Origin of the sequence: Enterococcus viikkiensis, from assembly GCF_005405345.1 — a bacterium.
Taxonomy (GTDB): Bacteria; Bacillota; Bacilli; order Lactobacillales; family Enterococcaceae; genus Enterococcus_A; species Enterococcus_A viikkiensis.
In genome coordinates this window covers 166,612-182,083 of sequence record NZ_BJDW01000003.1, presented here as the reverse complement: position 1 = coordinate 182,083, position 15,472 = coordinate 166,612, and the positions used below count along the sequence as shown (strand labels likewise).

15 protein-coding genes are annotated in these 15,472 nt (G+C 40.2%); 11 read left to right on the top strand and 4 right to left on the bottom strand.

Translation table 11 applies throughout. The features are described 5' to 3' along the window. Positions 1–93: 93 nt before the first annotated feature. The 4 genes from jag to rpmH all read right to left on the bottom strand — a co-directional run bounded on the left by jag (position 94) and on the right by rpmH (position 2,305). On the bottom strand, positions 94–846 hold the full coding sequence (gene jag / locus FFM67_RS03355) for an RNA-binding cell elongation regulator Jag/EloR (protein ID WP_137613215.1): 753 nt from the start codon (positions 844–846) through the stop codon (positions 94–96). A gap of 13 nt (positions 847–859) precedes the next feature. Next, positions 860–1,681, bottom strand: a complete 822-nt coding sequence (locus tag FFM67_RS03350; protein ID WP_137613214.1) for a YidC/Oxa1 family membrane protein insertase — start codon at positions 1,679–1,681, stop codon at positions 860–862. Positions 1,682–1,698: 17 nt separating this feature from the next. Next, complete coding sequence (gene rnpA / locus FFM67_RS03345) at positions 1,699–2,034, bottom strand: ribonuclease P protein component (RefSeq protein ID WP_137613213.1); 336 nt, start codon at positions 2,032–2,034, stop codon at positions 1,699–1,701. Positions 2,035–2,170: 136 nt separating this feature from the next. Continuing rightward, positions 2,171–2,305 carry a 50S ribosomal protein L34 gene (gene rpmH, locus FFM67_RS03340; RefSeq protein WP_006703104.1) on the bottom strand — a complete coding sequence of 45 codons (135 nt, stop codon included), beginning with the start codon at positions 2,303–2,305 and terminating at the stop codon, positions 2,171–2,173. 506 nt (positions 2,306–2,811) lie between these two features. Between rpmH and dnaA the strand changes: the two genes are divergently transcribed. The 11 genes from dnaA (at position 2,812) to rplI (ending at position 15,408) form a co-directional block, all read left to right on the top strand. Continuing rightward, on the top strand, positions 2,812–4,137 hold the full coding sequence (dnaA, locus tag FFM67_RS03335; protein WP_137613212.1) for a chromosomal replication initiator protein DnaA: 1,326 nt from the start codon (positions 2,812–2,814) through the stop codon (positions 4,135–4,137). Between the two features lie 159 nt (positions 4,138–4,296). Then, positions 4,297–5,427, top strand: a complete 1,131-nt coding sequence (dnaN, locus tag FFM67_RS03330) for a DNA polymerase III subunit beta (RefSeq protein WP_137613211.1) — start codon at positions 4,297–4,299, stop codon at positions 5,425–5,427. Positions 5,428–5,667: 240 nt separating this feature from the next. Next, a complete protein-coding gene (yaaA, locus tag FFM67_RS03325; protein WP_010747417.1) occupies positions 5,668–5,910 on the top strand; it encodes a S4 domain-containing protein YaaA in 243 nt (80 codons plus the stop codon). After that, complete coding sequence (gene recF, locus FFM67_RS03320; RefSeq protein WP_137613210.1) at positions 5,897–7,015, top strand: DNA replication/repair protein RecF; 1,119 nt, start codon at positions 5,897–5,899, stop codon at positions 7,013–7,015. The genes yaaA and recF overlap by 14 nt, the downstream gene beginning before the upstream one ends. Continuing rightward, positions 7,016–8,965 carry a DNA topoisomerase (ATP-hydrolyzing) subunit B gene (gene gyrB / locus FFM67_RS03315; protein ID WP_137613209.1) on the top strand — a complete coding sequence of 650 codons (1,950 nt, stop codon included), beginning with the start codon at positions 7,016–7,018 and terminating at the stop codon, positions 8,963–8,965. It begins immediately after the preceding gene. A gap of 88 nt (positions 8,966–9,053) precedes the next feature. Beyond that, positions 9,054–11,579, top strand: coding sequence for a DNA gyrase subunit A (gene gyrA / locus FFM67_RS03310; RefSeq protein ID WP_137613208.1), 2,526 nt, complete (start codon positions 9,054–9,056; stop codon positions 11,577–11,579). Positions 11,580–11,761: 182 nt separating this feature from the next. Next, on the top strand, positions 11,762–12,064 hold the full coding sequence (rpsF, locus tag FFM67_RS03305; protein ID WP_067626613.1) for a 30S ribosomal protein S6: 303 nt from the start codon (positions 11,762–11,764) through the stop codon (positions 12,062–12,064). A gap of 44 nt (positions 12,065–12,108) precedes the next feature. Then, positions 12,109–12,615: a single-stranded DNA-binding protein gene (ssb, locus tag FFM67_RS03300; protein ID WP_137613207.1), complete on the top strand. Its 507-nt coding sequence runs from the start codon at positions 12,109–12,111 to the stop codon at positions 12,613–12,615. A 23-nt stretch (positions 12,616–12,638) separates the two neighbouring features. After that, positions 12,639–12,875, top strand: coding sequence for a 30S ribosomal protein S18 (rpsR, locus tag FFM67_RS03295; RefSeq protein WP_071863071.1), 237 nt, complete (start codon positions 12,639–12,641; stop codon positions 12,873–12,875). Positions 12,876–12,994: 119 nt separating this feature from the next. Then, positions 12,995–14,959, top strand: coding sequence for a DHH family phosphoesterase (locus FFM67_RS03290; protein WP_137613206.1), 1,965 nt, complete (start codon positions 12,995–12,997; stop codon positions 14,957–14,959). Beyond that, the gene (rplI, locus tag FFM67_RS03285; RefSeq protein WP_137613205.1) at positions 14,956–15,408 is read left to right on the top strand and encodes a 50S ribosomal protein L9; all 453 of its coding nucleotides are present in this window, start codon (positions 14,956–14,958) and stop codon (positions 15,406–15,408) included. The genes FFM67_RS03290 and rplI overlap by 4 nt, the downstream gene beginning before the upstream one ends. Positions 15,409–15,472: the final 64 nt, after the last annotated feature.

Here is a 15,472-nt window from a genome sequence, read left to right as displayed (position 1 = left end):
ACAAAGGAGGTGTGACTGCGTGCAGTCACACCTCCTTTTCACGAATAAACGATATTCTACAAGCCGCTTCTGTCACGGCTTTTCGTCTTCATTTTAGAAATATTTTTTAGCCGGTTCAACGACTAAATAGCGATATGGATCTTCTCCTTCAGAATGCGTTTTGATGTAATCATCTTTACTCAATGCTGAATGGATCATTTTTCGTTCAAAGGCAGGCATTGGTTCTAAGAAAACCGGGCGACCAGTTTCTTTCACTTTTTCAGCCGTCCGCTGAGCTAGACGAACCAAAACTTCTTCACGTTTTTGACGATAGTTACCAACATTTACAACGACGGATAATTTTTCCTTCGCCACACGATGAAGAAAAACTTGCGCCAAATATTGCAACGCGTTTAAAATCTTGCCGTGTTTGCCGATCAGCATTCCTTGCTTGCTGGTTTCTAAGTTCATCACGATCAAGCCGTTCGCTTCATGTTGAATCTTCACTAAGGCCGGTACACCCATCTCATTCGTGATATTTGTTAGATAGAGTGCCAATTCCTTAACTGCTTCGCCTTCCTCTAGTTCAACTAGCTGACTCGCAGCTTCGGCTGGTTCACTAATCGGTTCCGGTGCTACTTCAATCGATTCTTCTACTAGCACATCGACTGTGTCTACTACCGCTTCGGTGATTTCTTCAGCGACAGTCGGTTCAATTGAAACGCGAGCAGCTTTTTTTCCCATGCCAAGAAACCCTTTTTTGGCATCGGTCAGGATCTCGATCTCAACCTTTTCCTTTTTTAATCCCAAGGCTTGCAAGCCTTGTGCGATCGCTTCGTCAATCGTTGGACCTTCATAAACAGGCATTTTTTTAACCTCCTTATTTTTTACGTTTTTTCTTCGAACTTTTCGCTTTTTCAAGTGCTCGTTCACGGTCTCGAATCTGTCGTGCAGCCTCTTCTCGTTCACGGCGAATCTTGAAAGGATTATTGATTAACAATGTTTGAACGACTTGGAAAGCATTTGAGACTACCCAGTATAAAGATAATCCACTAGCCAGATTCAAGGCCATGACGAAAATCATCACAGGCATCGCAAAATTCATAATCTTCATTGAAGCGTTCGATTCTAATTGACTCATACTTGATAAATACGTACTTGCGAAAGTAAAGAACGCCGCTAAGATCGGTAAAATAAAGTAAGGATCTGATTGACTCAAGTTCAACCACATAAAATGACCTTGGCGTAATTCCGGAATCCGCAAGATTGCTTGGTACAAGGCCATCATGACTGGCATTTGAACCAATAGTGGCAGACAGCCAGCGTAAGGGTTCACATTATTGGCGGCATACAATTTTTTCGTTTCTGCTTGCAGCTTTTGTTGCGTTTCTTGGTCACGAGTTGCGTATTTTTGTTGCAACGCTTTTATTTGCGGCTGCAACTCTTGCGTCTTCCGCATACTTTTTGTTTGGAAGTGCATCAACGGCATTAAAATGACTCGAATAATAATGGTAAATAAGATGATCCCGATTCCGACATTTCCAAAGGATAACCCTTTAATCGCTTCACCAAAGTAAAAAACAATGTAGCGATCCCAAAAACCTGTACTATGAGCATCAATTTGACCTGTTCCACAAGCCGACAACAAGAAGACCAGACTTAGTAGTCCTGTCATCAATACTATTTTTTTATATTTCTTCACTTACATCTGTTTCCTTCCTAACTTATTATTTTTGCTAACCTTAGAACGTGTATAAGATTCGAACGCATTTCAGCATGAGGTAAAGCTTTCGTAGTAGGCCGTGCGATCACGATAAAATCGATGGGTGGCAACTCCGTTTTTAATTCTTGCAAAACCGCACGAATGTGACGTTTTACTTGATTTCGCTCAACGGCATTTCCGACTTTTTTTCCAACCGATATGCCTACTCGAAAATGTTTTTGACCAGAAGGCTCTAGACGATAGACTACGAATTTTCGATTCGCAAAAGAAGCACCTTCTTGGAACACTTTTTGAAATTCTCGTTCTTTTTTGACCCGATATTTTTTCTGCATCTAGCTTCCTTCGTTTCTTTTAAATCTATACTTGACAATAATACCATATTTCAAATTAAGGAATCATCCTTATTAGAAGAAAAATTCCTACATTGGCTATTTTCGGACACAAAAAAAACCACTGACCGGCAGTGGCTTAAGCAGCAAGTACTTTTCTTCCTTTACGACGACGGCTTGCTAATACGCGACGGCCGTTTTTAGTGCTCATGCGTTTACGGAATCCATGAACTTTTTGACGTTTCCGTTTATTTGGTTGATAAGTTCTTTTCATTTAAATACACCTCCATTACTTACATTACATAGACATACCCGAATATTATAACGAGTACACCCCTAGTTTGTCAATCATGAAATGAAAAAAAGAAAAAAGCTTATCCACAATTTTTGGGGATAAACTTCTTCAAGATGTGCATAACCTTTTTCCTGCAAAAAACTTATTCATTCTCTTATCTGGCATTTTTCCCCAAAAATAGTTCTTTTGGAAAAGTTTTCCACATGGTGGATAAGTTATGTGGACAAAGTGCTTGCTCCTTACGCCTCTCTGCCTTCATTTTTTACGGTACTTGTTCATTTCGACGTGGAAAAACCAAAAATTCCACAATAACCTACCTCGTTGTGTATAATTTTTTTCCTGTTAGTGGAGAACCTTTTTGTATTTTTATACATCTTGTGGAAAACGATAAAATTTTTCTTATTTGATTCCCGGCTGTGGAAAACTCTCGAAAAAAATGATAAAGTAAGTCTATCTGAATTTTATTAATATAGGAGGCGAATTATTTGACCTCATTGGACACTTTCTGGCAGGAATTGAAGGACAGCTACAAGCATGACCTCAATCCTGCCAGTTATGATGCTTGGGTAGGCAGTGCTAAACCCTTAACATTGACAAATAATCAACTAACCATCGAAGTTACCAGTGATTTGCATAAAGACTACTGGGAAAAACATCTAGCTGCCAAAATCGTCGAGATCGGCTTCAAATTAACCGGTGACGAAATCATGCCGCTCTTCGTTACACCTGATGAGGCACCACCAGTTAGTATTGTGGAAAAAGACGAACCACCCAAAATAGAATTAACCAAGCGGGCCTTACTGAATCCAAAATATACGTTTGATACCTTCGTTATTGGGAAAGGAAACCAGATGGCTCATGCTGCCGCGCTAGTTGTTGCGGAAGAACCAGGTTCTATTTACAATCCGCTCTTCTTTTATGGAGGCGTTGGTTTAGGGAAAACCCATTTGATGCACGCAATCGGCCATCAAATGTTAGCCATCAATCCACAAGCAAAAGTTAAATACGTTTCTAGCGAGACCTTTGCAAATGATTTTATTAATTCCATTAAAAATAAAACCTCGGAAGAATTTCGCCAAGAATACCGCAAAGTTGATCTGCTATTAGTCGATGATATTCAATTTTTTGCTGATAAAGAGGCGACTCAGGAAGAATTTTTCCATACTTTTGAAAATTTATATAATGAAAATAAACAAATTGTCTTAACTAGTGACCGTCTGCCAAACGAAATTCCTAAACTGCAAGAACGGTTGGTTTCCCGCTTTGCCTGGGGCCTATCGGTCGATATTACACCGCCCGATCTTGAGACTAGAACAGCGATTTTACGGAAAAAAGCGCAGGCTGAAAAGCTGGAGATTCCAGACGACACCTTAAGTTATATTGCTGGCCAGATTGATTCAAATATCCGCGAATTAGAAGGTGCGCTGGTCAGAGTACAAGCTTTTGCTACTATGAATAACGCCGATATTACAACAAGTATCGCAGCAGATGCCTTAAAAAGTCTAAAAGGCACTAGCAACACGCAATTATCCATCAGTAAGATCCAAGATGAAGTCGCTAAGTTTTATCACATTCAAGTCAAGGATCTAAAAGGGAAGAAACGAGTCAAAGCAATTGTTGTCCCACGACAAATCGCCATGTATTTAGCTCGAGAAATGACCGAAAGTTCTCTACCTAAAATTGGTGCTGAATTTGGTGGTAAAGACCATACCACCGTCATCCACGCACACGAAAAAATCAGGCAATTAATGAAAACTGATAGTAGCACGCAACAAGAAATTGCCGAAATCAAAAATCTACTGTTAGGTTAGCCTGTGGAAATCCCAAGCTAAAAGCTTCGTTTTATCCACACCTTATCCACAAGTGGAAAACCTTTTGCAGCAAGCTTTTATTCTTTTTTTCCACATGATCAACAGGCCCTACTACTTTTATTACTTATATAACTTAAATAAATAAAAAGGAGTTTCATTATGAAATTTACGATTAATCGTTCCCGCTTTATTCAAGAATTACAAACTGTTCAGCGAGCTATCTCAACAAAAACGACAATCCCGATCTTAACTGGGGTAAAAATCGAATTAACTCAAGAAGGATTAAATTTAACTGGTAGTAATGCGGATATCTCAATTGAAACTTTTTTAGCTGTAGATGATGAAAAAGCAGAGTTACAAATCAGTCAAACAGGAACGATTGTTTTACAAGCACGTTTCTTTAGTGAAATCATTCGCCGTTTACCAGAAAATACCTTTACGCTAGAAGTTCAAGAAAATCATCAGGTTTTGATTACTTCAGGGGCTGCTCACTTTACAGTGAATGGATTAGACGCCGATAATTATCCACATCTACCGGTTGTTGAAGAACAAAACCAATTAAAATTACCTGTCCACATGTTGACAAAGTTAATTGGGGAAACGGTCTTTTCTGTTTCTCAACATGAAAGTCGTCCCATTTTGACCGGTGTTCATTTTACGATGTCTAACGGAAAGCTATTAGCAGTCGCGACCGACTCTCATCGTCTGAGCCAACGCGTTGTTCCGATTGAAAATGCGAATAATGATTTTGATATTGTGATTCCAGGTAAAAGCTTAGTAGAATTGTCGCGTTCGTTATCAGACGAAGAAGCAGAAGTCGAAATCAGCATCATGGAAAACCAAGTATTGTTTAAAACACCAACGATGTATTTCTATTCTCGTTTACTAGAAGGCAACTATCCGGATACCAATCGTTTGATTCCGTCAAGCTTCAATACAGAACTAACTTTTTCTGTACCAACCTTTTTAGCTGCGATTGAACGGGCTTCTTTGCTTTCTCATGAAGGAAGAAACAATATCGTTCGACTAGCAATTGCGGATAACTCTGTCATTCTTTACGGCAACTCGCCTGAAATCGGGAAAGTAGAAGAAGAATTGGTTTACGAACAAGTTAGCGGAGACCCCTTAGAGATTTCCTTTAATCCTGATTACATGAAAGACGCTTTACGGGCTTTTGGAGATATGAGTATCAAGATTCAATTTATTTCAGCGATCCGTCCATTTACATTGGAGCCTAGCGAAGGGGACGTATCCTTTATTCAATTAATCACTCCAGTTCGAACGAACTAACTAAGTGTTTTTTCAAGCGTTTCACAGAATTTTCGAAAAATATGAAACAAGGATGTAAACAAACAGAATTCAAGTAAAAGGTCTTAAAATCGATTTTAAGACCTTTTACTTTTTTTTGAGTAAATTAATTAAAATGCCTCAGAACTTCTTAAATCGAAAAATACAACGAGTTCATTTGTTTTCTTCCTTTAAAAAGGGTATAATGGAGAGGAGTTTCTGAAATGAAAATGAGGGATGAATGTGAAACAAAAAATTTTTTTGGAAACAGAGTTTATGACGCTAGGCCAGTTATTAAAAGAGATCAATTTGATCTCTAGCGGAGGACAGGCCAAATGGTTCTTAGCGGAGGAAACTGTATTTGTAGATGGCGAGCTGGAAAATCGCCGCGGCCGAAAGCTCTATCCAGGAATGATGATTGAGATTCCTGAGGTAGGAACTTTTTTTATGGTCAAAAATAAGGAAGAACAAGATGCGGCTGAATAAGCTTGAGTTGAGAAATTATCGCAACTACTCCGAGCTTTCATTAGCTTTTCCCAATCGATTGAATATTTTTTTAGGGGAGAATGCACAAGGCAAGACCAATCTCTTAGAAAGCATCTATGTTTTGGCTTTGACTCGCAGTCATCGAACCAGCAGTGAACAAGAATTGATCGGCTGGCACGAAGATTTTGCTCAGATCAAAGGGCGGATCGAACGAGGAACCAGCGAATTGGAGTTGGAGCTGCTGTTGACTAAAAAAGGTCGAAAATCAAAAGTCAACCACATCGAACAAAAGAAGTTAAGTAGTTATATTGGCCAGCTGAATGTCATTTTATTTGCGCCAGAAGATCTTTCCTTAGTCAAGGGCAGCCCACAAATGCGCCGCCGCTTTATTGATATGGAGTTAGGTCAGATCAATCCCGTTTATCTTTATGATTTGGCACAATATCAGCAGACCTTGAAGCAGCGTAACCTTTATTTGAAGCAGCTTTCTGAAAAGAAACAAACCGATGAAATTTATCTGGATATTTTGACAGAACAGCTAGTAGATTTTGGCAGCAAAGTGCTGGCTAATCGGTTGCAGTTCATTAAAAAACTGGAATATTGGTCGAACGATCTTCATAGTAAGATTACGAATCAAAAAGAGACGCTGGCGATTCAATATGATGCCAGCATCCCTATAGAGAGTGAAGCGGTTGAAGCGATTCGGACCGTATTTATGAATGAATTAGTAAAAAATCGTAAACGAGAAATCTTCAAGGGCAATACTTTTTTAGGGCCTCATCGAGATGACCTGATCTTTATGGTCAATCAACAGAATGTTCAGACCTATGGGTCGCAAGGCCAGCAACGAACGACTGCTTTAAGTGTCAAATTAGCAGAGATTGATTTAATGAAAGAAGAAACAGGAGAATATCCGATCTTACTTTTAGATGATGTCATGAGCGAATTAGATGATAGTCGTCAGATCCATTTATTAGAGACGATTGAAAATAAAGTGCAGACTTTTTTAACTACGACCACTTTAAATCACGTCAAAGGCAAAATGACGGTCCATCCGGATATTTTTTACGTCCAGCAAGGACAGATAGAAAGGAAAGAGACATAGATGACAGAAGAGGAAAAGAATTTACTAGAACGGGCTCAAGAGTACGATGCTAGTCAGATTCAGGTACTAGAAGGGCTAGAAGCCGTTCGGAAACGTCCTGGGATGTATATCGGCTCCACCAGTACAGAAGGATTACACCACTTAGTATGGGAGATCGTGGATAATTCGATCGATGAAGCCTTAGCAGGATTCGCGAAGCATATTCATGTCGTGATCGAAGAGGATAACAGCATCACAGTCAGCGATGACGGTCGTGGAATTCCTGTCGATATCCAAGCAAAAACAGGTCGTCCAGCGTTGGAAACCGTTTATACGATTCTACATGCGGGAGGAAAATTTGGCGGCGGAGGCTATAAGGTATCTGGCGGACTTCACGGTGTAGGGGCTTCCGTAGTAAATGCGTTGTCACTAAGCTTAGATGTTCGGGTCTTTAAAAATGGTAAAGTCTATTTCCAAGAATATCGTCGCGGCGCGGTTGTCGATGATCTGAAAGTGATCGGCGAGACTGAGCAACATGGGACGACTGTTCATTTTATTCCAGACCCTGAGATTTTCACCGAATCAACGGTGTTTAACTTTGATAAATTGGCGACTCGCGTCCGGGAATTAGCCTTCTTAAATCGTGGCTTAAAAATTTCGATTGAAGACAAACGTGAGGAAAAAACGGTTCTGCGTGAGTATCACTATGAAGGCGGGATTAAAAGTTATGTTGAACATTTGAACCACAATAAAGCGGTCATTTTTGATGATCCCGTTTATGTGGAGGGTGAACAGCAAGACATTACCGTAGAAGTAGCGATGCAATATACTGACGGGTATCACACCAATATCTTGAGTTTTGCCAATAATATCCATACATATGAAGGCGGAACCCATGAATTTGGATTTAAAACAGCGCTAACTCGGGTAATCAATGACTATGCCCGTAAGCAAAAAATCATGAAAGACAACGATGAAAATCTTTCAGGTGAAGATGTTCGTGAAGGTCTAACAGCCGTTATCTCCATTAAGCATCCAGAACCGCAATTTGAGGGACAAACAAAAACAAAATTAGGAAATTCCGAGGTTCGTACCGTTACTGACCGTCTATTCTCAGAAAATTTCAACAAATTTTTGATGGAAAATCCTTCTGTTGGACGCCGAATTGTTGAAAAAGGGATGTTAGCAGCGAAAGCTCGTTTAGCTGCTAAACGGGCTCGTGAAGTGACTCGTCGTAAAGGCGCGCTAGAAATCAGTAATTTACCTGGTAAATTAGCCGATTGTTCAAGCAACGATCCTGAACGATGTGAATTGTTTATCGTCGAAGGAGATTCTGCCGGCGGTTCTGCTAAACAAGGACGCAACCGGGAATTCCAAGCGATTTTACCGATACGTGGGAAAATTTTGAATGTGGAAAAAGCTTCAATGGATAAAATCTTAGCCAATGAAGAAATTCGTTCATTGTTTACTGCGATGGGGACTGGTTTTGGGGCTGATTTTGATGTCTCAAAAGCACGCTACCACAAATTAGTTATTATGACCGATGCCGATGTCGATGGCGCTCATATCCGGACTTTATTATTAACATTGTTCTATCGTTATATGCGTCCAATTGTGGAAGCTGGCTATGTCTATATCGCACAACCACCATTGTATGGGATCAAACAAGGGAAAAATATTACTTACATTCAACCTGGGAAAAAGGCGGAAGAAGAACTCGCTCAAAAAATGTCCGAACTTCCAGCGTCACCAAAACCCAATGTTCAACGTTACAAAGGGCTAGGAGAAATGGATGATCATCAACTGTGGGAAACGACGATGGATCCAGAAAACCGCTTGATGCTACGCGTTAGTGTGGAAGATGCGATTGAAGCCGATCAAGTATTTGAAATGTTGATGGGGGATCGTGTAGAACCACGCCGAGCATTTATCGAAGAAAATGCCCATTACGTCAAAAACTTAGATATTTAGTGAGGCTATCGGTTTTTCCTACACGTTTACGTGTTTAGAGAAACGAGATAAGTGATGAGAACAAGATTCATTTTTCGTTTTAAGAAAAATGAATACCTTAATACGAGCTAGGAGGATCAATTTGGAAGATCGAAGAGAGAATATACATGACGTCAATCTAACTAGTGAGATGCGTGAATCCTTCATTGATTATGCAATGAGCGTTATCGTAGCACGGGCGCTTCCCGATGTCCGGGACGGACTGAAACCTGTTCACCGTCGGATATTGTATGGGATGAATGAATTAGGCGTAACACCAGATAAAGCACATAAGAAATCAGCACGGATCGTCGGGGATGTTATGGGTAAATACCACCCCCACGGTGACAGTGCAATTTATGAATCAATGGTTCGGATGGCCCAAAGCTTCAGCTATCGAAATATGTTAGTGGATGGACACGGAAACTTTGGTTCTGTCGATGGTGACGGAGCAGCAGCGATGCGTTATACCGAAGCACGTCTAAGTAAGATCGCTATGGAAATGCTGCGAGATATCAATAAAGATACCGTTGATTTTCAAGGAAACTATGATGATAGCGAGCAAGAACCGGAAGTTTTACCAGCACGTTTTCCTAACTTATTAGTGAACGGGGCAACGGGGATCGCAGTCGGAATGGCAACTAATATTCCACCTCATAACTTGCGGGAAGTGTCAGCCGGAATCGAATTGTTGATGGAAAATCCTGACGCAACAACACAGGAGTTGATGGACGTCATTCCTGGACCAGATTTTCCAACAGGCGGCTTAGTGATGGGGAAATCTGGTATTCGTCGGGCTTATGAAACAGGGAAAGGCTCGATCACTGTACGGGCAAAAGTTGAGATTGAGGAACAAAAAAATGGCAAGGAACGGATCCTCGTTTCGGAATTGCCATATATGGTCAATAAAGCGAAACTGATCGAACGTATTTCTGAATTGCATCGAGACAAACGGATTGAAGGAATCACAGATTTACGGGATGAAACGTCACGTGAAGGCATGCGGATTGTGATCGAAGTTCGTCGGGATATGAGTGCATCTGTCATCTTGAACAATTTATATAAGCTGACTTCACTTCAAACATCCTTTAGTTTCAACATGCTAGCGATTGAAAAAGGTATTCCACGAATTTTAAATTTAAAACAAATCTTGGAAAACTACATCGAGCATCAAAAAATTGTCATTACTCGTCGGACTATCTTTGATAAGAAAAAAGCGGAAGCACGGGCACATATTCTAGAAGGCTTACGAATTGCGCTAGACCACATTGATGAAATTATTGCGACGATTCGCAGTTCAGCTTCGGACGATATCGCTAAGGCTACTTTGATTGAACGGTTTGAATTATCGGATCGACAAGCACAAGCAATCCTAGATATGCGTTTACGCCGTTTAACAGGCTTAGAACGCGAGAAAATCGAAAACGAATACCAAGAGCTATTAAAGACGATTAACGACTTAGACGACATTCTAGCGCGTCCTGAGCGTGTGGTGGAAATCATCCGCACAGAATTAGCGGAAGTGGCTACTAAGTTTGGCGACAATCGCCGCACAGAACTACTCGTCGGCGAAGTCTTGAGCTTGGAGGACGAAGACTTGATCGAAGAGGAAGACGTTGTTATTACATTGACTAACAATGGCTATATCAAACGTCTTGCTTCAAGCGAGTTCCGCGCACAACGTCGTGGTGGGCGTGGTGTTCAAGGGATGGGCATTCACGATGATGATTTTGTGAAAACACTGATTTCTTGCTCTACGCATGACACGCTACTGTTCTTTACTAACAGTGGTCGGGTATATCGGGCGAAGGGCTATGAAGTTCCTGAATATGGACGGACAGCTAAGGGGATTCCAATCATTAACTTGCTAGGAATTGATTCTAATGAAACTATTCAAGCTGTGATCTCAGTCAACGGGCAAGCCGAAGACGGCCATTTCTTATTCTTTGTTACGAAAAATGGAACGGTAAAACGAACGACTGTTACGGCCTTTTCAAACATTCGGGCCAATGGTTTGATCGCTATCGGTTTACGTGAAGGCGATGAATTAGTCAACGTTATGTCGACAGAAGGCGATGAAACGATCATTATCGGTACGCACGATGGTTATTCTGCAACATTTAAAGAACAAGCGGTTCGTGATATGGGCCGTACGGCCAGCGGTGTACGGGGGATTCGTCTACGGGATGAAGACTATGTCATTGGTTCAGCCGTTCTGAAAGAAAACCAAGAAGTCTTAGTAATTACCGAAAAAGGCTACGGAAAACGGACAAAAGCTGCTGAATATCCAATTAAAGGCCGTGGCGGTAAGGGAATCAAGACGGCGAACGTGAAAGAAAAGAATGGTCCGTTAGCTGGTTTAACAACAGTTAATGGCGATGAAGATATTCTTTTAGTGACCAATCGTGGTGTCATTATTCGTTTCAACGTAGCTAGTGTTTCGCAAACCGGTCGTGCAACATTAGGTGTTCGTCTGATGAAGATGGAAGAAAATACGAAAGTTGCGACGATGGCAATTGTTGAAAAAGAAGAGGAAGTCGAAGCTCTTGAGAGCCAAGAAGTACTTGAAGAAACACCGAATGAGACGGAAGAATAAGAATATTTGAAAGGCTGGGAGAAATCCCAGCCTTTTTTCGTAACTTATAGAAAAGAAACATTTGATTTTTGTAAGACGATTATGTATAATGAATATTTGTGAGTAGTCTATATATTTTTAGATCGCTCTCCTTGCTCTTAAAAAATTTAAGAGCCTTATAGTCCATAGGGAGGTGAAAATCAATGAGTCAAAACACGAAGTATGAAATCACATACATCATTCGTCCGAACATTGATGAAGAAGCAAAAACTGCTTTAGTAGAACGTTTCGATACAATCTTGAAAGATAATGGCGCTGAAATTATCGATTCAAAAGATTGGGAAAAACGCCGTTTCGCGTACGAAATGAACGGATTCCGTGAAGGTATCTACCATATCGTCAATGCAACTGCACCAACAACAGCTGCTGCAGTTAACGAATTCGATCGTCTTGCAAAAATCAATGACGATATTATTCGTCACATGATCGTTAAGATTGAAGAATAATTGTTTCACGTGAAACAATTGACGAGAAGGGAGCTGGCTTTACTTTGATTAATAATGTTGTACTAGTTGGTCGTTTAACAAAGGATCCTGATTTACGTTATACTGCAAATGGGACAGGTGTTGCAACGTTTACTTTGGCTGTGAATCGTAATTTTACGAATCAAAGCGGAAATCGCGAAGCAGACTTTATCAATTGTGTGATTTGGCGGAAATCTGCTGAAACTTTAGCTAATTATGCGCGCAAAGGAACTCTTTTAGGTGTGACTGGCCGTATCCAAACCAGAAATTATGAAAATCAGCAAGGACAACGTGTCTATGTGACCGAAGTTGTTGCTGAGAACTTCCAATTATTGGAATCTCGTTCTGCTAATGAACAACGTCAACAGAACCCAAATTCTAATGATAGCTTCCAAGGTGGAGGAAATAATTTTAACAACAATAGTAATCAATCCTCTCAGTCAGCTAAGAACACTATGCCTGACTTCGATCGAGATTCAGATCCATTTAGTGGATCCTCAATCGACATTTCAGATGATGATTTACCATTCTAACAATTGAATAGGAGGGAAACGGAATGGCACAACAAAGAAGAGGTCGCAAACGTCGTAAAGTAGACTATATTGCTGCTAATCATATCGAATACATCGATTACAAAAACATCGAATTATTAAAACGTTTCATTAGCGAACGTGGTAAAATTTTACCTCGTCGTGTAACTGGAACAAGTGCTAAAAACCAACGTAAATTAACGATTGCTATTAAACGCGCTCGTATCATGGGGTTATTAGCCTTCGTATCAGAAGAAGCATAATCAAATTATCACAAGAGACTTCAAATTTTTGAGGTCTCTTTTTTGTTTCACGTGAAACATTCAATAAAGTCGCCTGATAAAAGAGTTTGTGATAAAATTACACTGTTAGGAGGCCGACGATGAAAAAGAATCCTCGTTTAAAGTGGTCCTTTTTATTATTCTGTTTACTGTTAATTCAATTAACGGCCGTTTTTTTGCTACCCTTCACTGTGTGGACAGCGGCAATTGTTATAATAATCGATCTTTTACTATGGGTTTATACCATTGCTTTACGTAATCGGATCGAGTTAACTAATCAACAAAAGATCCAGTACGCTTCAAGCAAAGCACAAGAAGCAATGGACTATGTGTCTGTTGATATGCCCGTAGGAATTATTGCTTGGGATGAGTCGCAAAACTTTACTTGGATGAATCCTGCGATCACTGAAAAAGTGCAGCATTTGTCACAAGCAGATCAGCAAGATATGGTAAATGAATTATTGCAACGAGCGGAAAAAGGCAAAAGTATTTATAAAATAAATGATATTCTCTATCATTTTGAATTAGATAAAGAAAAACGAGTCGTTTATTTAATTGATATTACGAAGGAATATGTACTAGAAAACAAAGAGAAACAGCAACAAGCGGTTGTTGGAATCTTGTCGGTTGACAATTATGATGATGTGATTGATCGTAGAGATGATAAAGAAGTTTCAAATCTGAATTCATTTATTACAACGATTATTTCTGATTGGATGGATTCCTATCGGATTTTCTACAAACGTGTAAATGCCGAGCGTTTTTTCATTTTTGCACGGTATGATGATTTAGAAAAAATGATCGAAAATAATTTTGATTTATTGGAACATATTCGAGTGTCTGCTGAGAAACAAGACATGTTGATTACTGTCAGTATGGGAATTAGTTATGGAGCAGAGTCATTGGAAGTAATCGGTGATGAGGCTCAGAGTAATTTGGATATCGCTTTGGTTCGTGGGGGCGATCAAGTGGTGGTGAAAAATGCTGCGGAAGACCAAAAGCCGGTCTTCTATGGCGGAAACTCAGCCAGTGCCGCAAAACGGACACGGGTACGCTCAAGGGCGATGTCAACGGCTTTAAAAAATGTATTTAACCAAACGGGTAATGTTTTTGTGATGGGACACCGTTTTCCTGATATGGATGCGATTGGTTCGGCATTTGGCGTGGCTTGTCTCGCGCGTTACCATGATAAAAAAGTACGTATCGTGATTAACGAAGAAGAAACCATCCCGGATGTGGAACGTTGCTTAGAAGAGATTCATGGAAATGGTGAGTTGGAAGAACTGTTGATCTCTCCTGATGCTGCTAAAAAATCGCGAAAACCAGGTGATTTGTTAGTAATGGTGGACTATCATCGACCGTCTTTATCAATTGACCAAGAGTTGTATGAACAGTTTGAGAATATTGTCATTATTGATCATCATCGTAGAGGAGAGGAGTTTCCTGAGAATTCTTTACTGACCTATATTGAATCATCGGCCTCTTCAGCATCTGAACTAGTGACGGAACTGATTCAGTTTGAAAGCAATGAAGGACAGCGGATGAGTAAGATGGAAGCTACTTTGCTACTTGCTGGGATTACTGTCGATACGAAAAATTTTGCCGTCCGAACGACTGCTCGAACATTTGATGTCGCTAGTTATTTAAAGACTTGTGGAGCGGATGCTTCTTTAGTACAATATTTATTGAGTACCGATATTCAATCCTATTTAGAGATTAGTAAGCTAGTGGGTGAAAGTGAATATATTAGAGATGATATCGTTGTCGCTACAGGTACAGATAATCAAGAATTTGATAGTGTCACTGCAGCAAAAACGGCGGATACACTTTTGTCGATGGCGGATATCAACGCGGCATTCGTTATCATTAAGCGGACGGATGGCGTCATAGCTATCAGCGCACGTAGTTCTGGGACGATTAATGTCCAAGTGGTAATGGAAATGTTAGGCGGCGGTGGTCATTTTACCAATGCAGCGACACAGTTATCTGACAGTACGATCGCTCAAGCAAAAGAACAACTGCTAGAAGCTATTAATAAGCAATTAACGGAGGGGACAGAAGAATGAAAGTAATTTTTTTGCAAGACGTTAAAGGTAAAGGGAAAAAGGGCGATATTAAAGAAGTCCCAACAGGTTATGCACAAAATTATTTGTTGAAAAATAACTTAGCGAAGGAAGCAAATAAAAGCAGTATTTCTGAGTTAAGTGGACAGAAAAAAGCGCAAGATAAAAAAGCGGCTGAAGTGTTAACCGAAGCCAATGAGTTGGCTGACTTTTTAGCAAAAGAAACAACCGTCGTTGAAATTAAAGCTAAAGGTGGCGAGGATGGCCGATTATTCGGTTCGATCCCGTCAAAACAAATTGCTGAAGGCTTGAAGAAGCAATTTGATTTGAAGCTAGATAAACGCAAAATCGAATTGGAAAATCCTATCCGCACGTTAGGTTATACGAAAGTCCCCGTTAAACTTCATCCAGAAGTTGAAGGGATTATTAAGGTTCACGTGGTGGAAGAATAATTCATTAATCGAGTAAATACCAAAGAGTATGAGTATTCCTGAATTTCAGAGAATCCCTCATACT

Excerpts from the sequence above, each read along its gene's own strand:
- jag (WP_137613215.1), bottom strand. The coding sequence starts at position 846 with ATGCCTGTTTATGAAGGTCCAACGATTGACGAAGCGATCGCACAAGGC.
- rnpA (WP_137613213.1), bottom strand. The coding sequence starts at position 2,034 with ATGCAGAAAAAATATCGGGTCAAAAAAGAACGAGAATTTCAAAAAGTG.
- rpmH (WP_006703104.1), bottom strand. The coding sequence starts at position 2,305 with ATGAAAAGAACTTATCAACCAAATAAACGGAAACGTCAAAAAGTTCAT.
- dnaN (WP_137613211.1), top strand. The coding sequence starts at position 4,297 with ATGAAATTTACGATTAATCGTTCCCGCTTTATTCAAGAATTACAAACT.
- recF (WP_137613210.1), top strand. The coding sequence starts at position 5,897 with ATGCGGCTGAATAAGCTTGAGTTGAGAAATTATCGCAACTACTCCGAG.
- gyrB (WP_137613209.1), top strand. The coding sequence starts at position 7,016 with ATGACAGAAGAGGAAAAGAATTTACTAGAACGGGCTCAAGAGTACGAT.
- gyrA (WP_137613208.1), top strand. The coding sequence starts at position 9,054 with ATGAATACCTTAATACGAGCTAGGAGGATCAATTTGGAAGATCGAAGA.
- rpsF (WP_067626613.1), top strand. The coding sequence starts at position 11,762 with ATGAGTCAAAACACGAAGTATGAAATCACATACATCATTCGTCCGAAC.
- rpsR (WP_071863071.1), top strand. The coding sequence starts at position 12,639 with ATGGCACAACAAAGAAGAGGTCGCAAACGTCGTAAAGTAGACTATATT.
- FFM67_RS03290 (WP_137613206.1), top strand. The coding sequence starts at position 12,995 with ATGAAAAAGAATCCTCGTTTAAAGTGGTCCTTTTTATTATTCTGTTTA.
- rplI (WP_137613205.1), top strand. The coding sequence starts at position 14,956 with ATGAAAGTAATTTTTTTGCAAGACGTTAAAGGTAAAGGGAAAAAGGGC.